Annotated in this window: 17 protein-coding genes; 4 read left to right on the top strand and 13 right to left on the bottom strand. The window is 60.1% G+C overall.

Annotation, left to right across the window (positions count from 1 at the left end; translation table 11 throughout):
* Window positions 1–88: 88 nt before the first annotated feature.
* Window positions 89–463: a VOC family protein gene (locus FHR87_RS10010; protein ID WP_183166590.1), complete on the bottom strand. Its 375-nt coding sequence runs from the start codon at window positions 461–463 to the stop codon at window positions 89–91.
* A 365-nt stretch (window positions 464–828) separates the two neighbouring features.
* Between FHR87_RS10010 and FHR87_RS10015 the strand changes: the two genes are divergently transcribed.
* On the top strand, window positions 829–984 hold the full coding sequence (locus tag FHR87_RS10015; protein WP_183166591.1) for a hypothetical protein: 156 nt from the start codon (window positions 829–831) through the stop codon (window positions 982–984).
* 60 nt (window positions 985–1,044) lie between these two features.
* Here the strand turns inward: FHR87_RS10015 and metH are convergent, their stop codons facing one another.
* A complete protein-coding gene (gene metH / locus FHR87_RS10020; RefSeq protein WP_183166592.1) occupies window positions 1,045–4,731 on the bottom strand; it encodes a methionine synthase in 3,687 nt (1,228 codons plus the stop codon).
* 306 nt (window positions 4,732–5,037) lie between these two features.
* Between metH and FHR87_RS10025 the strand changes: the two genes are divergently transcribed.
* Both FHR87_RS10025 and nfuA read left to right on the top strand, forming a co-directional pair.
* On the top strand, window positions 5,038–6,051 hold the full coding sequence (locus tag FHR87_RS10025) for an acyltransferase family protein (RefSeq protein ID WP_183166593.1): 1,014 nt from the start codon (window positions 5,038–5,040) through the stop codon (window positions 6,049–6,051).
* A 77-nt stretch (window positions 6,052–6,128) separates the two neighbouring features.
* A complete protein-coding gene (gene nfuA / locus FHR87_RS10030) occupies window positions 6,129–6,713 on the top strand; it encodes a Fe-S biogenesis protein NfuA (RefSeq protein WP_183166594.1) in 585 nt (194 codons plus the stop codon).
* A gap of 131 nt (window positions 6,714–6,844) precedes the next feature.
* Here the strand turns inward: nfuA and queD are convergent, their stop codons facing one another.
* Window positions 6,845–7,204 carry a 6-carboxytetrahydropterin synthase QueD gene (gene queD / locus FHR87_RS10035; RefSeq protein ID WP_183166595.1) on the bottom strand — a complete coding sequence of 120 codons (360 nt, stop codon included), beginning with the start codon at window positions 7,202–7,204 and terminating at the stop codon, window positions 6,845–6,847.
* Window positions 7,205–7,391: 187 nt separating this feature from the next.
* Here queD and FHR87_RS10040 point away from each other — a divergent pair, with 187 nt between their 5' ends.
* The gene (locus FHR87_RS10040; RefSeq protein WP_183166596.1) at window positions 7,392–8,510 is read left to right on the top strand and encodes an AI-2E family transporter; all 1,119 of its coding nucleotides are present in this window, start codon (window positions 7,392–7,394) and stop codon (window positions 8,508–8,510) included.
* Between the two features lie 44 nt (window positions 8,511–8,554).
* On the opposite strand, the gene nuoN is transcribed toward FHR87_RS10040, so the two are convergent.
* The 10 genes from nuoN to nuoE all read right to left on the bottom strand — a co-directional run bounded on the left by nuoN (window position 8,555) and on the right by nuoE (window position 20,451).
* Window positions 8,555–10,012, bottom strand: coding sequence for an NADH-quinone oxidoreductase subunit NuoN (nuoN, locus tag FHR87_RS10045; protein ID WP_183166712.1), 1,458 nt, complete (start codon window positions 10,010–10,012; stop codon window positions 8,555–8,557).
* Between the two features lie 24 nt (window positions 10,013–10,036).
* Window positions 10,037–11,566 (bottom strand): NADH-quinone oxidoreductase subunit M, encoded by a 1,530-nt coding sequence (nuoM, locus tag FHR87_RS10050; protein WP_183166597.1) that lies wholly within the window; start codon window positions 11,564–11,566, stop codon window positions 10,037–10,039.
* 23 nt (window positions 11,567–11,589) lie between these two features.
* Window positions 11,590–13,434: an NADH-quinone oxidoreductase subunit L gene (gene nuoL / locus FHR87_RS10055; RefSeq protein ID WP_183166598.1), complete on the bottom strand. Its 1,845-nt coding sequence runs from the start codon at window positions 13,432–13,434 to the stop codon at window positions 11,590–11,592.
* A complete protein-coding gene (gene nuoK / locus FHR87_RS10060) occupies window positions 13,431–13,739 on the bottom strand; it encodes an NADH-quinone oxidoreductase subunit NuoK (protein WP_183166599.1) in 309 nt (102 codons plus the stop codon). Before nuoK ends, nuoL begins: the two co-directional genes overlap by 4 nt.
* On the bottom strand, window positions 13,736–14,242 hold the full coding sequence (nuoJ, locus tag FHR87_RS10065; protein WP_183166600.1) for an NADH-quinone oxidoreductase subunit J: 507 nt from the start codon (window positions 14,240–14,242) through the stop codon (window positions 13,736–13,738). The genes nuoK and nuoJ overlap by 4 nt, the downstream gene beginning before the upstream one ends.
* A 10-nt stretch (window positions 14,243–14,252) precedes the next feature.
* Window positions 14,253–14,804 carry an NADH-quinone oxidoreductase subunit NuoI gene (gene nuoI, locus FHR87_RS10070; RefSeq protein ID WP_183166601.1) on the bottom strand — a complete coding sequence of 184 codons (552 nt, stop codon included), beginning with the start codon at window positions 14,802–14,804 and terminating at the stop codon, window positions 14,253–14,255.
* Between the two features lie 10 nt (window positions 14,805–14,814).
* Entirely contained in the window at window positions 14,815–15,804 is a 990-nt protein-coding gene (nuoH, locus tag FHR87_RS10075) for an NADH-quinone oxidoreductase subunit NuoH (protein ID WP_183166602.1), read from the bottom strand.
* Window positions 15,801–18,512, bottom strand: coding sequence for an NADH-quinone oxidoreductase subunit NuoG (gene nuoG / locus FHR87_RS10080; RefSeq protein ID WP_183166603.1), 2,712 nt, complete (start codon window positions 18,510–18,512; stop codon window positions 15,801–15,803). Before nuoG ends, nuoH begins: the two co-directional genes overlap by 4 nt.
* A gap of 92 nt (window positions 18,513–18,604) precedes the next feature.
* Window positions 18,605–19,954 (bottom strand): NADH-quinone oxidoreductase subunit NuoF, encoded by a 1,350-nt coding sequence (gene nuoF / locus FHR87_RS10085; protein ID WP_183166604.1) that lies wholly within the window; start codon window positions 19,952–19,954, stop codon window positions 18,605–18,607.
* On the bottom strand, window positions 19,951–20,451 hold the full coding sequence (gene nuoE, locus FHR87_RS10090; RefSeq protein WP_183166605.1) for an NADH-quinone oxidoreductase subunit NuoE: 501 nt from the start codon (window positions 20,449–20,451) through the stop codon (window positions 19,951–19,953). The genes nuoF and nuoE overlap by 4 nt, the downstream gene beginning before the upstream one ends.
* Between the last annotated feature and the right edge of the window lies 1 nt (window position 20,452).

A 20,452-nucleotide genomic window follows, 5' to 3' on the forward strand; every position in this document is an offset into this window, starting at 1 on the left:
ACGTAATGAAAACAGGAAGAACAAAGCCGAAAGCTTAAGGCAAGGGCGTCATGCACCACGGGTTGACGGGAAGCTCCTTATGGAATTGTTAGGCCTCACTGCCTATGTTCTGGCCGACACGCCAAAGGACTCCACTTGGGTCGACTAGCGGGAAGTCCCGCAAGCCCCAAGGACGATCTTGAGGCGGCTCAACTCGGAGGCCAAACCTTTCGATGACGCCAAAATTGATGACGTGCTGATACCAAGCGCCAACGTCCTCAACGAGGAAGTGCATCATGAAATTTGCTGTGTACTCTTCCACATAGAACTTTTGCAACAAAAAGCTCGTGTCACCGTATCGAACATATGCGAGATCGTCTGACGACCACGGAATCTCAAATCCAATCCGGGTGTAGAAGTCTTTGGAACTTTCAAAGTCGCGCGCCGGGACGAAAGCCTTGATTTCGACTGCTGCAAGATTCATTCATCTGTCCTGTGAGGCCTAACTATTATTAGACACCATCTGGTATATAACTCCCCGAACGGGCGTGGTTGATAACATTACTTATCCTCTTACCAAGCCCCCAGCTAGGCTGGGTTTACAGCGGTGTCGTGACGCTATCGAAGGGAGTTATACACCATGGATGGAAAGCCTAGATTGTTGAATCAACTGCGTGAGCAGACTTATGTTCGCTATCATTCCATATGCATCGAAACGGCTTATGTGAAATGGGTCCGGGATTAGATTCGTTTTCATCAATTGCGCATCCCGAGTCAATGGGCGCGTCAGAAATAGAACGTTTCTGTTTTAGTTGACTGTCGACCGAAATGTTTCTGCTTTTACCCAGAATGTCGCGCAAGGAAACTCAGCACCTGCTGGCTGCATTGGAAGACAATATTGCGCTGGTGACAGGTATGAAAGAGCGCATTACCGTGCTGTCAGATATGAAGACAACCATGATCTACGCCCAAAAGAACAGTGACTTGCGTCTTCACGAATATTGAAAGATTGTAAAGGTGGAAAATCGCAAGGCACTTCCCACCTTCATAAGCATTATCTCAACCTTAATACCCCAGGTTCGGCGCCAGCCACCGCTCGGTTTCCGTCAGTTCCTGTCCCTTGCGCACTGCATAGCTTTCCACCTGATCCTTGTCGATCTTGCCTACCGCAAAATACTGCGCGTGCGGGTGGGCGAAGTACCAGCCGCTGACCGCTGCCGCCGGGTACATGGCGTAGTGTTCGGTCAGGCTGACGCCGCTTTCGCCTTGCGGGTCGAGCAACTGGAACAGGGTGCCTTTTTCGGTGTGGTCCGGGCAGGCGGGGTAGCCGGGGGCGGGGCGGATGCCTTTGTATTGCTCCTTGATCAGGGCTTCGTTATCGAGCTGTTCATCGGCTGCATAGCCCCAATATTCCCTGCGCACACGCTCGTGCAGCCATTCGGCGCAGGCTTCGGCGAGGCGGTCGGCGAGGGCCTTGACCATGATGGCGTTGTAGTCGTCGCCCTGGGCTTCGTAGGCCTTGGCCAACTCCTCGGCGCCGAGGCCGGCAGTGACGATGAAGCCGCCCATATAGTCGGTTACGCCGCTGTCTCTCGGTGCCACGAAATCGGCCAGGGACAGGTTGGGCTTGCCGTCCGGTTTGCTGGTCTGTTGGCGCAGGTGGTGCAAGGTAGCCAGTATTCTGCCGTTGTCGGCGTAGAGTTCCAGGTCGTCGTCGCGTACCTGGTTGGCCGGCCAGAGGCCGAACAGGGCGCGGGCCTTGATCGATTTTTCCTCGATCAATTTTTTCAGCATGGCTTGGGCATCGTTGAACAGTGCAGTGGCAGCTTCGCCGACTACTTCGTCGGTGAGGATGCGCGGGTATTTGCCGGCCAGGTCCCAGGTGATGAAGAAGGGTGTCCAGTCGATGTAGTCGGCGAGCACGGCGAGGTCGATGTCTTCCAGTACGCGGACGCCGGTGAAGGAGGGCGCGGTTGGCTGGTAGCTGGCCCAGTCGAAGTGCGGCTTGTTGGCGACGGCTTTTGCGTAGCTCAGGCGTTCACTGGTGGCTCGACGGTTATGGGTGCGTTCGCGCACTTCGATGTATTCGGTGCGGGTCTTTTCGACGAAGCCGGCTTTCAGTTCCTTCGAGAGTAACTGGGTGGCCACGCCCACGGCGCGCGAGGCGTCGGTCACGTAGACCACCGCGTCGTTGCTGTACTGCGGCTCGATCTTCACCGCGGTGTGCGCCTTGGAGGTGGTGGCGCCGCCGATCATCAGCGGCAGCGAGAAGTCCTGGCGCTGCATTTCCCGGGCGACGTGGACCATCTCGTCCAGCGATGGGGTGATCAGCCCGGACAGGCCGATGATGTCGCATTTTTCGTCGCGGGCGGTTTGCAGGATTTTCTCCGCCGGCACCATCACGCCCAGGTCGACGATGTCGTAGCCGTTGCAGCCGAGCACCACGCCGACGATGTTCTTGCCGATGTCGTGCACGTCGCCCTTCACGGTGGCCATGAGGATCTTGCCCTTGGCTTCCGGCTTGTCGCCTTTTTCTTCCTCGATGAAGGGGATCAGGTGGGCGACCGCCTGCTTCATCACGCGGGCGGACTTGACCACCTGCGGGAGAAACATCTTGCCGGCGCCGAACAGGTCGCCAACAACGTTCATGCCGCTCATCAGCGGGCCTTCGATGACCTCGATGGGCCGCTTGCATTGCTGGCGGTATTCCTCGGTGTCTTCGACGATCCAGGTGGTGATGCCCTTGACCAGTGCGTGCTCCAGACGCTTGCCGACCGGCAGCGAGCGCCATTCCTCGGTCTCGGCCTCCTTGACCGTGCCGTCGCCCTTGTATCGATCGGCGATGGCCAGCAGTGCCTCGGTGGCGCCGGGATGGCGGTTGAGCACCACATCCTCGACTTTCTCGCGCAATTCCGGCGGGATCTCGTCGTAGATCTCCAACTGGCCGGCGTTGACGATGCCCATGCTCAGGCCGTTCTGGATCGCGTAGTAGAGAAATACCGAGTGGATCGCCTCGCGCATCGGGTTGTTGCCGCGAAACGAGAAAGATACGTTGGAAACGCCGCCGGAGGAGAGGGCGTAGGGCAGGTGGTCGCGGATGTAGGCGCAGGCTTCGATGAAGTCCACCGCGTAGTTGTTGTGTTCCTCGATGCCGGTGGCGACGGCGAAGATGTTCGGATCGAAGATGATGTCTTCCGGCGGAAAATCCACCTCGTTGACCAGGATCTCGTAGCTGCGCTGGCAGATTTCCCGCTTGCGCGCGGCGGTGTCGGCCTGGCCGGCCTCGTCGAAGGCCATCACCACCACGGCGGCGCCGTAGCGCTTGCACATTTTCGCGTGATGAACGAACGGCTCGATGCCTTCTTTCATGGAGATGGAGTTGACGATGCCCTTGCCCTGGATGCACTTGAGGCCGGCTTCGATCACGTCCCATTTGGAGGAGTCGATCATGATCGGCACGCGGGAGATGTCCGGCTCAGAGGCGATGAGGTTCAAGAAGGTGACCATCGCCGCCTTCGAGTCCAGCATGCCTTCGTCCATGTTGATGTCGATCACCTGGGCGCCGGCTTCCACCTGCTGTTGCGCGACCTCCAGGGCTTCGCTGTAGTTCTCTTCGCGGATCAGCCGGGCGAAGCGGGCGCTGCCGGTGATGTTGGTGCGTTCGCCGACGTTGACGAACAGCGATTGGCGGTCGATGGTGAAGGGCTCCAGGCCGGATAGGCGACAGGCCTTGGGAATATCCGGAATGGCACGTGGCGGGTACTTGGCAACCGTTTCGGCGATAGCCCTGATATGCCCTGGGGTGGTGCCGCAGCAGCCGCCGACGATGTTGAGAAAGCCCGCCGCGGCGAACTCCTCGATCACCGCGGCCATTTCGGCGGGCGTCTCGTCGTATTCGCCGAAAGCGTTCGGCAGGCCGGCGTTGGGGTGGGCGGAGACGAAGGTGTTCGCCTTGGTCGCCAGTTCCTCGACGTAGGGACGCAGATCCTTGGCGCCGAGGGCGCAGTTGAGGCCGACCGAGATCGGCTTGGCATGCCGTACCGAGTTCCAGAACGCCTCGGTGGTCTGTCCGGAGAGGGTGCGTCCGGAGGCGTCGGTGATGGTGCCGGAAATCATGATCGGCAATTCGATGCCATCGTCCTCGAACACCTGTTGCACGGCGAAGATCGCGGCCTTGGCGTTGAGGGTGTCGAAGATGGTCTCGATCAGGATCAGGTCGGCGCCGCCCTCGATCAGGCCACGGGTGGCTTCGAGATAGTTCTCCACCAGTTCGTCGAAGGTGACGTTGCGGTAGCCGGGGTTGTTCACGTCCGGAGAAATGGAACAGGTGCGGCTGGTCGGGCCGAGCACGCCGGCGACGAAACGCGGCCGGTCCGGGGTTTCGATGGTCTTGGCGTCAGCGACTTCGCGGGCCAGGCGCGCGCCCTCGACGTTCAACTCGTAGACCAGCGCTTCCATGGCGTAGTCGGCCTGGGACACCTGGGTGGCGTTGAAGGTGTTGGTTTCGAGGATGTCGGCGCCGGCGTCCAGGTAGGCTTTCTCGATGGCCTGGATCACGTCCGGGCGGGTCAGCAGCAGCAGGTCGTTGTTGCCCTTGACATCCTGCGGCCAGTCGGCGAAGCGTTGGCCACGGTAATCGCCTTCCTCCAGCTTGTAGCCCTGGATCATGGTGCCCATGCCGCCATCGAGGATCAGGATGCGTTCCTGGAGGGCTTGCTGGAGGGACTGGAGGCGGGCGGCGCGATTGGACATGAAGGAAATACCTGGGTAAAGCATGAAAAAGGGTTCAGATGATAACAAAAGGCAGAATTTCCGGCCGGTTTGCCATGAAGTGAAGCGCTGCAGGCCTGGTCTTAACCGATGAATAGCACGCAGGTTTTTGAACTTTCATGATTTGTGCAGGCCCACATCTCCCCGTGGCCGGTCCGAACCGTGCCCAGTGGTGAGAGCCTGCATGGTTGATAACAGGCCCTGGGATTTTTCTGCTGTGGTTGGTCGGCTGGTCTCGTTCCAATAACGAGTGTCTGGACGGCACCCCCTGCGAGAGGATCCAGAAGCATGCTCATTTCGCTACAGGCGCTGCGCGCTTTGGCAGCCTGGCTGGTAGTTTTTCATCATGTGATGCAAGTGTTCTTCGATTTCCATGCTGACAGCGCCATCGGCTGGTTCCTGGCCGAACGTGGTGCGATCGGGGTCGATATTTTCTTCGTCATCAGCGGTTTTGTGATCTACCTGTCGACCCTGGACAAGGACATCCCCATCGGCCGCTTCCTGTTCTACCGGGCCATGCGCATCATGCCGGCTTACTGGCTGTATACGGCGCTGGCTGCGCTGATCATCGTCTATGCCCATGAGGTGATGCCGATCCAGGACTTTGCTGTACGGCATTTCCTCTTGTCGCTGTTCTTTATCCCGGCCGAGAATCCGGGAGGATTCGGCATGTACCCGACGCTCAATGTCGGTTGGACGCTCAACTATGAGATGTTCTTCTATCTGCTGTTCGCGCTGTCGCTGACCTTTCCGGCGCGTTTGCGGCCGTTGCTGATCGCTGCCGCACTGGTACTGGTCAGCTCGGTGCTGGCCCGGCAGGAATGGCTGAGCAACTTCTATCGCAACAGCATCGTCTACGAATTTCTATTTGGTATCGGCGTCGGCATCTGCTATCGACGTGGCTGGATCAAGCCGGGGCTGTGGCTGCCACTGGCTGTTCTGGCCTTGTCGGCAACTGCGATCTGGCATCTGGACCGCTCTGCACGGTTGTTGCACTGGGGAGTGCCAAGCGCTTGTATCGTGGCCGCCTGCATCTCTCTCGAACCCTGGTTGTCCAAGCTCAGGTCGTTGAAGATGCTCGGAGATTGCTCGTATTCGGTCTATCTCGTGCATGTGCTGGTACTGTCCACGGGTTGGTATGTGGCCAGGTATTTCGGTTTTGATCAACGCTGGATCATCGCCGTCTGCATGCCTTTGATTCTGCTGCTGTCGTGGATCAGTTACGAGCTGTTCGAAAAGCGCTTGTTCCTGAGCGCCAAGTCCTGGCTGAACAGGAGAGAACCGTTGGTGCGAGCTTCGTAATTTCCGAGTAAGGTACTTGGACTTTATTCGTCCAAGTCGATTGGCGTACACTGCCAGAAAGTTTCCAAGGAGTTGCCATGACAGCTATCAGCATTACCGAATCCGCTCAGGCATACCTCGCCGATCTGCTCGACAAGCAGAACACCACGGGTATCGGCATCCGGATCTTCATTACCCAACCGGGGACGCCCTATGCCGAAACCTGTCTGTCCTACTGCAAGCCGGGTGAGCAGAAGCACGACGATTGCGCGATTGCGCTGAAGGACTTCACGGCCTGGATCGACGCGATGAGCGAGCCGTTCCTGGAAGATGCCGTAGTGGACTATGCCACCGACCGCATGGGTGGCCAACTGACCATCAAGGCACCGAATGCCAAGGTGCCGATGATCAGCGACGACAGTCCGATCCAGGAGCGCATCAATTACTACCTGCAAACCGAGATAAACCCTGGCCTCGCCGAGCATGGCGGACAGGTCAGTCTGGTGGATATCGTCGACGAGGGCGTCGCGATACTGCAATTCGGTGGCGGTTGCCAGGGCTGCAGCATGGTCGATGCGACGCTCAAGGAGGGGGTGGAAAAGACCCTGATGGAGCGTATCCCGGACTTGAAGGGTGTGCGCGACATGACCGATCACAGCCAGCGCGAGAATGCTTATCTCTGAGCAAGCCCGGCAATATGAAAAAAGCGGCCAAGGCCGCTTTTTTCATGCTCGGCGATAGGCTGGATGGCGCTTGACCCAGCTACCTTCAGCCAATGCTAATGGGTTGCTATGCTATTGAACTACCTATACTTTTAATCCTCGCCAGCATATTCGCAACCACTGGTACAAGTCTCGTGGATACGAATGCGCGACAGCTCCGGTAGCAGTGGCTTGAGCTTGTGCCAGATCCAACGGGCCAGGTTTTCGCTGGTGGGGTTTTCCAGGCCGGGCAGGTCGTTCAGGTAGTTGTGGTCCAGCTGTTCGTAGAGGGGTTTGAAGATTTCCTTGATCTCGCTGAAGTCGCGAATCCAGCCGGTTACCGGATCGACCGGACCCTTGAGGTAAATGGCCGCGCGGAAGGAGTGACCATGTAGGCGCCCGCACTTGTGGCCTGCGGGAACATGAGGGAGGCGGTGTGCCGATTCGAAGGTGAATTCTTTGAAGATTTCCACGTCAAGGCTCGCTGGAAAAGGAACGACGCAAGCCGGGCCGGTGGCCCACGCTCGCAACTGGCGCGATTATCCGCTCAGGGCTGGCCCCAGGGCAAAGAGATGTGAAAATCCATCGCTTTCCAGCACCTGTATCCGAGGCTGCTGACTAAGCAGGGGAAGCGTTTCACTACAACATCAAGGACAGCCAATGGCTCATTCAAAGACGGAACAACGATTTTTCCTGGCCTTGCTTATATTCGTTTCCATTGCCTTCGTCTGGATATTGCTGCCGTATTACGGTGCCGTGTTCTGGGCGGTGATTCTGGCGATCATCTTCGCGCCCATGCAGAGGCGGCTGCAGAGGAGCTATCCCGGACGCGACAACCTGACGGCTATGACTACCTTGGTGGCATGCCTGCTGCTGGCGGTTCTGCCGATGAGCATCATCACTACGATGCTGGTCCAGCAGGCTTCGGATGTGTACCTGGCGATCCAGGATGGTCAAGTCGATTTCGACAAATACCTGCACAATTTCAAGAGCATGCTGCCCGATGTATTGGAGAAGCAGCTGAATACGTCGGGATATGGCACTTTCGAAAATATCCGCAAGCGTCTGGCCGAGGGGGCTTTGCACATAAGCCAGGTCATGGCAACCCAGGCTTACAGCTTTGGCCAGGGCACCTTCGATTTCGTGGTGTCCTTTTTCATCATGGTCTACATCCTGTTTTTCTTTATTCGCGATGGTCGGGACCTTGTGGTGCGGATGTATACCAGTGTTCCGCTCAACAATGAACAGAAGCGCCGTTTGTTCAGCAAATTCACCCGTGTCGTTCGGGCGACGGTGAAAGGCAACATCGTCATTGCTGCCACTCAGGGCGCATTGGGCGGCATCATCTTCGCCATTCTGGATGTTCCCGGCGCTTTCCTCTGGGGTGTGGTGATGGCTTTCCTGTCATTGTTGCCGGCTGTCGGGGCAGGCATCGTCTGGGTTCCAGTGGCACTGTTTTTCTTCATGAGCGGCAATTTACTGAAGGCAGTGGTCCTGACTGCCTATGGGATTCTGGTGATCGGCCTGGTGGATAACGTCCTGCGCCCGATCCTGGTCGGCAAAGACACCAAGATGCCGGATTACCTGGTGCTGATCTCGACTTTGGGTGGGTTGGCGGTCTTCGGCCTGAACGGTTTCGTCATCGGTCCGCTGATTGCCGCCTTGTTCATTTCCGCCTGGGCGCTGTTCGGCGATATCGACCTGACGCCGGAGGAGGAAGCAGCTAATAAGTTGAAAGAAAAAGAAAAGGAAGAACAGGCGCAGAAGCAGCAGGCGTAACGAAACAGCGCAAGCTCCGGCCTGGCGACCGGAGCTTGCGGGCTTCAGAGGGAAGTCGCGAGCACTGCGTGCTGGACCAGATCCAACAGCGGCTGGGGATAGACGCCCAGCGCGAAGGTCAGCACGGCGACTGCCAGTAGCATGATGCCGCCGGCTTGCTGGCCCCAGGCCAGGGGCGCATCGTAGCGATGCAGGCCAGGCGCCATCAGGAACAGTGTCACCATCACCCGCAGGTAGTAGAAGACACCGATGGCGCTGCCGACGATCAGAGAAGCCAGCAACCACCACAAATGGCCTTCGACGCCACTGGCGATAACGTAGAACTTGCCGATGAAGCCTGCCGTCAGTGGAATACCCGCCAGTGAGAGCATCATCGCAGCCAGTACTGCGGTCAGGTAGGGGCGCCGCCAGAACAGGCCGCGATAGTCGTAGAGTGAATCGGCATCCTGCTCCTTGAAGGGTGTCGACATCAGCGTTACGACACCGAAGGCGCCCAGGCTGGTCAGCACATAACTGGCCAGATAGACCGCCACCGCTTCGTCTGCCAGGCCATCGCTGGCGATCAATGCCACCAGCAGATAGCCGAAATGCGCGATGGAGGAGTAACCCAGCAGGCGCTTGAGGCTGTTTTGCAGCAGGGCGAGCAGGTTACCAACCAGAATCGAGGCGATGGCAATCAGGGTCAACAGGGTGTTCAGCCAACCTTCGGACGTCGCTGGCATCGTCTGATAGAGACGCAGCAGCACGGCGAATACAGCGACCTTACTGACCGTTGCCAGAAACGCCGCAACGGGTGCCGGCGCGCCTTGATAGACGTCCGGGGTCCAGAGATGAAAAGGCACCAGCGACAGCTTGAACGCCAGCCCAACCAGCATCATGCCGATGCCCAGGCGCATCAATTCGCTAGCCTCGGCCTGGCCGATGACGGAGAACGCCAGGCTGCCGCTGTCTGCGTAAAGCAGCGCCATGCCGAACAGCAGGAAGGCTGAGCCGGCTGCCGAGAGCACCATGTACTTGATCGCGGCTTCCAGCGAACGATGATTGAAGAACACATAACCAACCATGCCGTAGACCGGTACGGACAGCAGTTCCAGGCCGATGAACAGCCCGGCCAGATGCCCCGTGCTGACCAGGACCAGACTACCGGCACAGGCTAGCAGCATCAGCAGATAGAGTTCTTCACGGTTGCCCTTGAAGCCTTCGTTCTGCTGTTTGCCCAGGTAGGCGTGCGTCAGGGTCACACAGGCCAGCGTGGCAATCAGGATCAGCGCCATGTAGTAGCAGGCGAAGCGGTCGACCAGGAGCAATTGGGTCACGGCCTGCGGCGCGGCTTTCACCGCCGGGATGACTGAAAGCAGTGCCAGGTTCAGGCCAATGGCCGAGATGCCGAAGGTTATCGAGTGGTTGCGCCGCCAGGCGATGTTCAGCATGACGACTATCGCTGTGGCGGCGACAACCAGCAGTGGCAGCAAGGCGGCGAAGTGGGATGTGGTGAATTGCATATCGGGAATGTCCATCCTGGGCTGCTAGCGGGCCGTAACCAGTTGAGAGAGGGCGCTGCCGATCCATTGCTGGACGCCAGCCATGGTTGCGGCCGAGGTATCGAGGATCGGTTGTGGGTAGACGCCGAGCAGAATCAGCAAGCCGGCCAGACCCAGCACCATGACCAGTTCGCGTTTATCCAGCCCGGCCAGGCCACCTTCCGCACGAGTCGGGCCGAAGTAGGCGCGGTGGATCATGATCAGCGAATAGACCGAACCGACCACCAGACCGAAGGTGGCGATGACGATGACCCAGGGGGTATGGGCGAAACTGCCCATCAGCACTAGGAATTCGCCAACGAAGTTACCGGTGCCGGGCAGGCCGAGTGAGGCAACGGCGAAGAACAGGCTGATCGCCGGTAGCCAGGGCAGGCGCGACCAGAGTCCTCCCATTTCGCGCATGTCGCGGGTATGCAGGCGCTCGTAGAGCTGACCGCTCAGGATGAACAGCCCGGCGGCGGACAGCCCGTGGGCCAGCATCAGGATCACCGCACCCTGCAAGGCCTGTTGGCTGCCGGAATAGATACCGATCAGCACGAAGCCCATGTGCGACACACTGGAATAGGCAATCAGGCGCTTGATGTCAGTTTGGCCGAACGCCAGGAAGGCGCCGTAGAAGATGCCGATCAAACCGAGCAGCATGGCGATGGGGGCGAACTGCGCCGAAGCTTCCGGGAACAGTGGCAGGGCAAAGCGCAGCAGGCCATAGGCAGCGGTTTTCAGCAGGATGCCGGCCAGGTCCACGGAACCGGCAGTTGGTGCCTGGGCGTGGGCGTCCGGTAACCAGGAATGCACCGGTACTACCGGCAACTTCACTGCAAAGGCGACGAAGAAGCCGAGCATCAGGATATAGCCGACACCTTCGGAGAAAGTGGCCTGCAGCAACTGTGAGTAGTCGAAGGTGAGTACGCCGGTGTTCTGATAGTTCACCAGCACCAGGCCAAGGATTGCCACCAGCATGATCAGGCCACTGGCCTGGGTGAAGATGAAGAACTTGGTCGCTGCAGTGATCCGGCTCTTGCCGGTACTGCCACTGTGACCCCAGAGCGCGATGAGGAAGTACATCGGCACCAGCATCACTTCCCAGAAGAAAAAGAACAGGAACAGATCAAGGGCGAGGAACACGCCAACCACGCCGCCGAGAATCCACATCAGGTTGAGGTGGAAAAAGCCGACGTGGTTCTGGATTTCCTTCCAGGAGCAGAGCACCGACAGTAGGCCAAGCAGGCTGGTGAGTATGATCATCAGCAGCGACAGGCCATCCAGTGCCAGATGGAAGTTGATGCCGAAGCGTTCGATCCAGGCGTGCTTGAACTCCACGGCCCAGACGGCGGTAGCGCCGGGTGTCGGGGCGAGCTGGTAGTCACCGGTCCACCATAGCCAGAGGCTGAAGAACGACAGCAGCAGCATGGTCGCGAGGGCAATCCAGCGCGGTAGCGTCTTGTTGCGATGTTCGGCGAGCCAGCAGAGCAGGCCGCCGATGAAGGGGATGAAGATGAGCCAGGGCAGAATCATTCGAGGTCGAGTCCTTTGCCAGATCAGAGCAGAACGAGGCCGAGCAGCAGCACGGCGCCACCGGCGATGGAGGCCGCGTACCAGCGCACCAGGCCAGTCTCGCTGCGGCTCATCAGAAGGTGGCCGCCACGTGCCAGGCGCGGTATCAGGCCGATGCCTTGGTCGATCGGGTCGAGCCCGAGCCGCTTGCAGATAGCCAGGAATGGCTTGACGAAGAGCTTGTCGTACAGCCGGTCGAAGCCCCAGGCCTCGTACCACAATGCACTCAGTGTGCGCCCCTGTTCGCTGTGGGCGAGATTGTCGAGACGTTTACGATCACCGATGAACAACAGGGCCGCGAAGATCACCCCACAGATGGCGACGGCAGCACAGAGCAGCTCGACGAACAGCTGTGCATCGCCACCGGCATGTCCGATGCTTTCGGGCAGCACGCCTTCCAGCGGCGGATGGATCAGGGCGCCGACAAAGGTGGAAAGAACGATCAGCACACCCAGTGGCAGACTGTGGGCCAAACCATGTCCATTGTGGGCTTCGGTCTTCGCCTCGCCATGGAAGGTGAGGTAGATCAGGCGGAAGGTATAGATCGAAGTCAGGAAGGCGCCGACCAGGCCAGCGAAGAACAGCAAGCCATGACCGCTGGCGTAGGCTTCCCAGAGGATCTCGTCCTTGGAGTAGAAACCGGCGGTAAGCACCGGCAGGGCAGCCAGGGCGCTACCGCCAATGACGAAGCTGGCGTAGGCCAGGGGCAGTTTCTTCCACAGTCCGCCCATCTTGAGGATGTTCTGCTCGTGATGGCAGGCGAGGATCACCGAGCCGGAAGCAAGGAACAGCAGCGCCTTGAAGAAGGCATGGGTCATCAGGTGGAAGATCGCCGCGTCCCAGGCACCGACGCCCAGGGCCAGGAACATGTAGCCGAGCTGGCTCATGGTCGAATAGGCAAGGACGCGCTTGATATCGGTCTGCACCAGTGCGGCGCAGCCAGCCATCAGCAGGGTCAGCGCACCGATGATGCCGACCAGGTGGAGGATATCCGGCGCCAGCAGGAACAGGCCATGGGTCCGGGCGATCAGGTAGACGCCGGCGGTCACCATGGTCGCTGCGTGGATCAGCGCCGACACTGGAGTCGGGCCGGCCATGGCATCGGCCAGCCAGGTCTGCAGCGGCAGTTGGGCTGATTTGCCCACTGCGCCACCGACCAGGGCCAGGGTCGCCAGGGTGATCCACAGATCGCCTTCGGCGAATTTTTGCGGTGCCAGTTGCAACAGTTGCTGGATATCCAGCGTACCGACCTGGATGGCCAGGATGAACAGGCCGAAGGCCATGAATACATCGCCGACCCGCGTGACGATAAAAGCCTTGAGTGCGGCGTTGCCGTTGTTGCGATCGGCGTAGTAGAAGCCGATCAGCAGGTACGAACACAACCCCACGCCTTCCCAGCCGAAGTAGAGGAACAGCAGATTATCGCCCAGCACCAGGAACAGCATGCTGGCGATGAATAGGTTGGTGTAGGCGAAGAAGCGGGAATAGCCAGCCTCGCCGCGCATGTACCAGGAGGCGAACAGGTGGATGAAAAACCCCACCCCGGTCACCACGCCCAGCATGGTCACCGATAGGCCGTCCAGATACAGGGCGAATTTTGGCGTGAAGCCATCCACCGACATCCACTGCCAGAGGGTCTGCACATAGGCTCCGCCGGCAGGAGGGTTGGCGTGGAAGTCCAGGATCACGCAGGCACTGCTCAAGGCCGACAGGGCGATGGAGCCGACGCCGATCGTTGCCGAAGTGTTTTCCGACCAGCGCCCGCGGGAGAAGGCCAACAGGCTGAAGCCGATCAGCGGAAACAGGAAAGTCAGGAATAAGAGGTTCATCCGCGCATCTCGCTGGCTGCGTCAATATCCAGGGTGTTGAAGCGACGATACAGCTGCAGCAGGATCGCCAGGCCGATGCTGGCCTCCGCTGCCGCCAGGGTGATCACCAGGATGTACATGACCTGGCCATCGGCCTGCAGCCAGCGCGCACCGGCGACGACGAAGGCCAGCGCGGCTGCGTTCATCATGACTTCCAGACTCATCAACACGAACAGAATGTTGCGGCGGACCATCAGGCCCAGCAGGCCGAGGCTGAACAGAGCGCCGGCCAGAGCGAGGCCATGCTCCATGGGTATGCCGTTCATGACAGCTCCTTAGCTTCGAGGCGTCCTAGGTGGAAGGCGGCGACCAGCGCAGCGAGCAGCAGCATGGAAGCCAGCTCGACTGCCAGCAGGTAAGGACCGTACAGGCTGATACCGACGGTCTTGGCATCTACCGTATCGCCAGTGATCAGGGTGTTGCCGGTGGTACTGAGCAGTACGTAGAGCAGCTCGCCCAGCAGCAGCAGCGCCAGCAGGGCCGGACCGATCCAGGTACCGGGGCGCAGCCATTGATGCTCCTGGTTCGATACCGAAGTGCCGAGGTTGAGCATCATCACCACGAAGACGAACAGCACCATGATGGCGCCGGCGTAGACGATGATCTCCAGCACACCGGCGAACGGTGCGCCCAGGGCGAAGAAGCACATGGCCACTGCCAGCAGCGAGATGATGAGGTAGAGCAGGGCATGGACCGGGTTGGTGTGGGTCACCACGCGCAGAGTGGCGAGTACAGCCACGCCGGCAGCAAAATAGAAGGCGAATTCCATCGTTTCTTCCTCAGGGCAGCAAGCCTTTCACGTTGATCGGCTCGGCCTCGTTCTGCGCGGCCCCCTTGGGCTTGCCGGCGATAGCCATGCCGGCGACGCGATAGAAGTTATAGTCCGGATACTTACCTGGGCCCGAAATCAACAGGTGTTCCTTTTCGTAGACGAGGTTCTGGCGGTTGTACTCGGCCATCTCGAAATCCGGCGTGAGCTGGATTGCGGTGGTCGGGCAGGCTTCCTCGCACATGCCGCAAAAGATGCAGCGCGAGAAGTTGATGCGGAAGAACTCCGGGTACCAGCGGCCATCCTCTTTCTCGGCCTTCTGCAAGGCGATGCAGCCTACCGGGCAGGCCACTGCGCAGAGGTTGCAGGCCACGCAGCGTTCCTCGCCGTCGGGGTCGCGGGTCAGCACGATGCGACCGCGATAGCGCGGCGGCAGGTAGACCGCTTCTTCCGGGTATTGCAGCGTGTCGCGCTTGCGAAAGGCATGCGAGAACACCATCCACAATGTGCGGAACTGGGTGTAGGTGCCGTGCAGAAGGTGGATTATCGAGTGCTTGATCATTGTTCGTTCCTCACCGGGCAGCCAGAACCAGCGCGCCGGTCACCAGCAGGTTGGCCAGGGTCAGTGGCAGACAGACCTTCCAGCCGAAAGCCATCATCTGGTCGTAGCGCGGGCGTGGCAGCGAGGCACGCAGCAGGATGAAAATCATGATGAAGAAGGCGGTCTTCAGCGCGAACCAGATGAACGGGATCTGCGGCAGCAGGCCGAACGGTCCCTGCCAGCCACCGAAGAACAGCGTTACCAGCAGCGCCGAGACCAGTACGATGCCGATGTACTCACCGACGAAGAACATGCCCCATTTCATGCCGGCGTATTCGATGTGGTAACCGTCGGCCAGTTCCTGTTCGGCCTCCGGCTGGTCGAACGGATGGCGGTGAGTGACCGCGACGCCGGCGATGAAGAAGGTCAGAAAACCCAGGATCTGCGGAATGATGAACCAGAGGTTTTCCATCTGGTAATGGACGATGTCGCGCAGGTTGAACGAGCCGGCCTGAGCCACCACGCCCATCAGCGACAGCCCCATGAACACCTCGTAGGAGAGCGTCTGGGCCGAGGCGCGCAGGCTGCCGAGCAGGGCGAACTTGTTGTTGCTCGACCAGCCGGCGAAGAGCACCGCGTAGACGGTGAGACCGGCCATGGCGAAGAAGAACAGCAGCCCGATGTTCAGGTCGGCGACGCCCCAGGTGGGGGTGATCGGGATCACCGCGAAGGCGATCAGCAGCGCACTCATCGCGATGACAGGTGCCAGGGTGAAGATCATCCGGTCGGCGAACGGCGGGGTCCAGTCCTCCTTGAAGAACATCTTCAGCATGTCCGCGCCCAACTGGAAGGCACCGAACGGACCGACCCGGTTGGGGCCGTAGCGATCCTGCCAGAGCGCCAGCATGCGGCGCTCGACCCAACTCAGCAGCGCGCCGCTGACGACCACGGCGAGCAGGATGACGATGGATTTGCCGATCTGGACAAGTACATCGATGACCTCTTGCGAAAACCAGCTCATTGTGCAGCCTCCTCGACAGAATCGATGGACAGGCTGGCGACCAGGGCAGGTATCCCTTGCAATCCGACCGGCAGGCCGATCAGGCCCGGTGCGAGCTTGTCGCTGAGGCGCAGGGTGACGGCCAGGCGTTCGCCGTTCGTCACGTTGAGGGCGATATTCGCACCCTCGTTCAGGCCGAGCCGTGCAGCATCTTCCCTGGCCAGCAGGGCATAGGTCGTTGGGATACGGGTTTCCACGGGCGCGGCCCGGGAAGACATTTCTTCGCTGCCGAACAAGTGATACAGCGGCACGGCCTTGAATTGGTCATGGCGAGTCTGGAAGGGCGCGTTCACCTCGAACCAGCGCGCCGTGCCGTTCGGTTCGATCAGCCGCACGCCGGGATCACCGGCCCGTAGATGACCACCCACTTCGGCCTGGAACTTGTTCCAGGCTTGTGGTGAGTTCCAACCCGGCGACCAGGCGAAGGGAATTTGCTGACGAGATTCGCTGCTGCCGGCGTAGCCTTCCATGGAGAAGGCAAAGGCCGAGTCGATATCCTGCGGGGCCCGCGGTTCGCTGACGTTGAGATTGGCGCGCATGGCTGTGCGGCCGCTGTAGCGGTGCGGTTCGCGGGCCAGTTTCAGCCCCTTGATGCGGAACGCGGCGTTAGGTGCGGCACCCACGATAGCCGCCAGGACCGGATGGCTGGTGGCGCAGGCTTCGGTAACCTGATCCAGTTGGGTCCAGTCCACCGTCTTGCCCTGCAAGGTGCTGTGCAGCGCATGCAGCCAGCGCCAGCTCTCGCGGACACGGTTTTCCGGGGCGTAGTAGACCGGGTCGAACACCTGGAAGAAGCGCTGGGCGCGACCTTCCTGGCTGACCAGGGTGCCATCGCCTTCAGCGAAACTGGCCGCCGACAGCAACACGTTCGCCTTGGCGGTGGTCGCCGTCTGCTGGTGGTCGAGGACGATCACACTTTGCGCGGCATTCAGCGCAGCGTCCACTTTGGCCTTGTCGGCGCGGCGGTAGAGATCGTTTTCCAGAATCACCACGGCATCCGCCTGGCCATTGGTGAGACTGTCGAGCGCGGCATCCAGCGATTCACCACCGAACAATGCCAGACCCATGCTGTTGGCCTCTGGCAGCATGAGAGTGATGGAGGCATTTTTCTCGCGATGCTTCAGGGCCTGGGCGATATTGGCCGCCGCTTCGAGAAGGGCTTTCGAGCCCAGCGAAGCACCGGAAATGATCAGAGGGCGCTTGCCGGCCAGGAGGGCATCGGCAATACGCTGCACCAATCCTCTGGTTTCATCGTCCAGCCCATCGACCGCCGGTGCGAAGTTGTCGATGGCATTGGCCACGGCAAAGCCGAGGCGGGCCAGGTCTTCCGGTGCCGCGTGGACACATTCCTCGGCCACATCATCCAGGCGGGTTTCTGCGAGGCTGGCGATGAACAATGGATTGCGCGCGCGCTGGGCAACGTTCTGGACTGCGGCCATGTGCCAGTCCTGGATCTTCATCGATGCGGCGATTTCCGTGGCTTTGCCCTTGACTGCCTGACGCACGGAAAGCGCGACGCGGGCAGCGGTCTGGGTCAGGTCCTCACCGAGCACGAAGATCACATCATGATCCTCGATCTCGCGCATCGTGGGCACTGGCAGTGGGCTGTTCTGCAGGATATCGAGGCTCGACCGAAGGATGTCCAACTCGCCAGCAGCAATACCGCTGTAGTAGTTGTTCGCACCGACCAGCTCGCGCAGGGCATGGTTGCTTTCCAGGCTGGCGCGGGGCGAGCCGATGCCGATCACTCGCTTGTCTTGCAGCAGTTCGGCGGCTTTGTCCAGCGCCTCGTCGATGCCGAGTTTCTGCCCGTCGGCCAGCGGCTGGCGTGGACGATCCTGGCGATTGACGTAGCCATAGCCAAAGCGGCCGCGATCACAGAGAAAGTAGTGGTTCACATCACCGTTGAAGCGGTTCTCGATGCGCCGCAGTTCGCCGTAGCGCTCGCCGGGGCTGATGTTGCAGCCGGATGAGCAGCCATGGCAGATGCTCGGCGCAAACTGCATGTCCCACTTGCGGTTGTAGCGCTCGGAATGGGTCTTGTCGGTGAATACGCCGGTCGGGCAGATCTCGGTCAGGTTACCGGAGAATTCGCTTTCCAGTACGCCATCTTCGACCCGTCCGAAGTAGACGTTGTCATGTGCGCCGTAAACCCCGAGATCGGTGCCACCGGCATAGTCCTTGTAGTAGCGCACGCAACGGTAACAGGCGATGCAGCGGTTCATCTCATGGGCGATGAACGGGCCGAGCTCCTGGTTCTGATGGGTACGCTTGGTGAAGCGGTAGCGCCGGGTATTATGGCCGGTCATTACCGTCATATCCTGCAGGTGGCAGTGGCCACCTTCCTCGCACACCGGGCAGTCGTGCGGGTGGTTGGTCATCAGCCATTCGACGACGTTTTCGCGGAATTGCCGTGCTTCCTGGTCCTCGATGGAAATCCAGGTCTTGTTGTCGGCGACCGGGGTCATGCAGGACATGACCAGGCGGCCGCGCGTGTCGTTTTCATCGTTGTACTGCTTGACCGCGCACTGGCGGCAGGCCCCGACGCTACCAAGCGCCGGATGCCAGCAGAAGTAGGGAACATCGAGGCCGAGCGTGAGGCAAGCCTGCAACAGGTTGTCTGCGCCCTCGACCTCGTAGGTTTTGCCGTCTACGTGGATAGTGGCCATTATCGTTCTTCTCACCCGCCGAAGCGGGACTGACTAAAGGAAAGCCTTAATTGCCGAATTCCATAGCCGGTCTTCGGCAAGCGAAATACTCGTTACACGCTGACCGTCGCCGTTTCGGGTTGCCCCGCTGGTGCCGTCCCGGCGATGCCGGCTTCGAATTCGCTGCGGAAATACTTGATCGCGCTACCCAACGGCTCGACCGCTCCGGGGGCATGGGCACAGAAGGTCTTGCCCGGGCCAAGGCCGTGACATAGCTGTTCCAGCGTCTCGATATCGCCGGGTTGGCCCTGACCTTTTTCCAGAGCCTGCAGGAGTTTCACGCTCCAGGGCAGGCCATCGCGGCACGGGGTGCACCAACCGCAGGATTCGCGGGCGAAGAACTCTTCCATGTTGCGCAGCAGCGAAACCATGTTGATGCGCTCGTCCACTGCCAGCGCGAGGCCGGTCCCCATCCGGGTGCCGACCTTGCCGATGCCACCGGCGAACATCTGCGCGGACAGGTGTTCCGGCAACAGGAAGCCGGTCCCGGCGCCTCCAGGCTGCCAGCACTTCAAGCGGAAACCGTCCTGCATGCCACCGGCGTAGTCTTCGAACAATTCCTGGGCGGTGATACCGAAGGGCAATTCCCAGACGCCAGGGTTCTTCACCTTGCCGGAGAAGCCCATCAGTTTGGTGCCCATGTCTTCGCTGCCTTCGCGGGCAAGGGCTTTGTACCAGTCCACGCCGTTGGCAACGATGGCCGGTACGTTGCTGAGGGTTTCAACGTTGTTGACGCAGGTCGGCTTGCCCCAGACGCCCACGGCAGCCGGGAATGGCGGCTTGGCGCGGGGGTTGGCCCGGCGGCCTTCGAGGGAGTTGATCAGCGCGGTTTCTTCGCCGCAGATGTAGCGGCCAGCACCGGTATGCACGAACAGTTCGAAGTCGAAACCGCTGCCGAGGATATTCTTGCCGAGCAGGCCCGCCGCCTTGGCTTCTTCGACGGCGCGATTGAGAATGCGCGCCGCATCGACATATTCGCCACGCAGGAAGATGTAGCCGCGATAGGCTTTCAGTGCGCGGGCACTGATGATCATGCCTTCGATGAGCAGGTGCGGCAGCTGTTCCATGAGCAGCCGGTCCTTCCAGGTGTTGGGCTCCATTTCGTCCGCATTGCACAGCAGGTAGCGGATGTTCATGGACTCGTCATTGGGCATCAGGCCCCATTTCACACCGGCGGGAAAGCCGGCGCCGCCACGCCCCTTGAGACCGGAATCCTTGACCTGTTGGACAATATCGGCCTGGGCCATTTCGGTCAGCGCTTTCTGCGCGGCGGCATAACCGTTCTTCTGGCGATACTCGTCGAGCCAGACGGTCTCGCCATCGTCGCGCAGACGCCAGGTCAGCGGATGGGTTTCCTCTTGGCGCGGCGTGCGATTGGCCGTACCGAAGGAGGTAAGTTTCATGGGTAGCCCTCCAGCAATTGCGCCACACCTTCGGGACTGACATTGCCGAAAGTGTCGTCGTCGATCATCAGGGTCGGGGCGTTGTTGCAATTGCCCAGGCAGCACACCGGCAGCAGGGTGAAGCGCCCATCGGTGGTGGTCTGGCCGCTGGCGATACCCAGTTTTTGCTGGATCGCGGCCAGCACCGACTCGTGGCCGCCGATGTAGCAGGTCATGCTGTCGCATACACGAATAATGTGGCGGCCGACCGGCACTCGAAATATCTGGCTGTAGAAGGTGGCCACGCCTTCTACATCGCTGGCTGGAATACCCAGCACTTCGGCGATCGCGTAGATGGCGCCATCCGGCACCCAGCCATGTTCCTTCTGGACGATCTTCAGCGCTTCGATGGAGGCCGCGCGTGGATCTTCGTAGTGGTGCAGCTCGTGCTCGATGGCCGAGCGGCCGGTTTCGCTCAGGGTGAAGCGGTCGGTCTGGATCAGGTTTGTCTGGCTCATG

The organism is Azomonas macrocytogenes, assembly GCF_014191985.1.
GTDB lineage: Bacteria > Pseudomonadota > Gammaproteobacteria > Pseudomonadales > Pseudomonadaceae > Azomonas > Azomonas macrocytogenes.

Bases quoted from the DNA above. Each gene is read 5' to 3' on its own strand.
- FHR87_RS10010 (WP_183166590.1), bottom strand. From the start codon at position 463: ATGAATCTTGCAGCAGTCGAAATCAAGGCTTTCGTCCCGGCGCGCGAC.
- FHR87_RS10015 (WP_183166591.1), top strand. From the start codon at position 829: ATGTCGCGCAAGGAAACTCAGCACCTGCTGGCTGCATTGGAAGACAAT.
- metH (WP_183166592.1), bottom strand. From the start codon at position 4,731: ATGTCCAATCGCGCCGCCCGCCTCCAGTCCCTCCAGCAAGCCCTCCAG.
- FHR87_RS10025 (WP_183166593.1), top strand. From the start codon at position 5,038: ATGCTCATTTCGCTACAGGCGCTGCGCGCTTTGGCAGCCTGGCTGGTA.
- nfuA (WP_183166594.1), top strand. From the start codon at position 6,129: ATGACAGCTATCAGCATTACCGAATCCGCTCAGGCATACCTCGCCGAT.
- FHR87_RS10040 (WP_183166596.1), top strand. From the start codon at position 7,392: ATGGCTCATTCAAAGACGGAACAACGATTTTTCCTGGCCTTGCTTATA.
- nuoN (WP_183166712.1), bottom strand. From the start codon at position 10,012: ATGCAATTCACCACATCCCACTTCGCCGCCTTGCTGCCACTGCTGGTT.
- nuoM (WP_183166597.1), bottom strand. From the start codon at position 11,566: ATGATTCTGCCCTGGCTCATCTTCATCCCCTTCATCGGCGGCCTGCTC.
- nuoL (WP_183166598.1), bottom strand. From the start codon at position 13,434: ATGAACCTCTTATTCCTGACTTTCCTGTTTCCGCTGATCGGCTTCAGC.
- nuoK (WP_183166599.1), bottom strand. From the start codon at position 13,739: ATGAACGGCATACCCATGGAGCATGGCCTCGCTCTGGCCGGCGCTCTG.
- nuoJ (WP_183166600.1), bottom strand. From the start codon at position 14,242: ATGGAATTCGCCTTCTATTTTGCTGCCGGCGTGGCTGTACTCGCCACT.
- nuoI (WP_183166601.1), bottom strand. From the start codon at position 14,804: ATGATCAAGCACTCGATAATCCACCTTCTGCACGGCACCTACACCCAG.
- nuoH (WP_183166602.1), bottom strand. From the start codon at position 15,804: ATGAGCTGGTTTTCGCAAGAGGTCATCGATGTACTTGTCCAGATCGGC.
- nuoG (WP_183166603.1), bottom strand. From the start codon at position 18,512: ATGGCCACTATCCACGTAGACGGCAAAACCTACGAGGTCGAGGGCGCA.
- nuoF (WP_183166604.1), bottom strand. From the start codon at position 19,954: ATGAAACTTACCTCCTTCGGTACGGCCAATCGCACGCCGCGCCAAGAG.
- nuoE (WP_183166605.1), bottom strand. From the start codon at position 20,451: ATGAGCCAGACAAACCTGATCCAGACCGACCGCTTCACCCTGAGCGAA.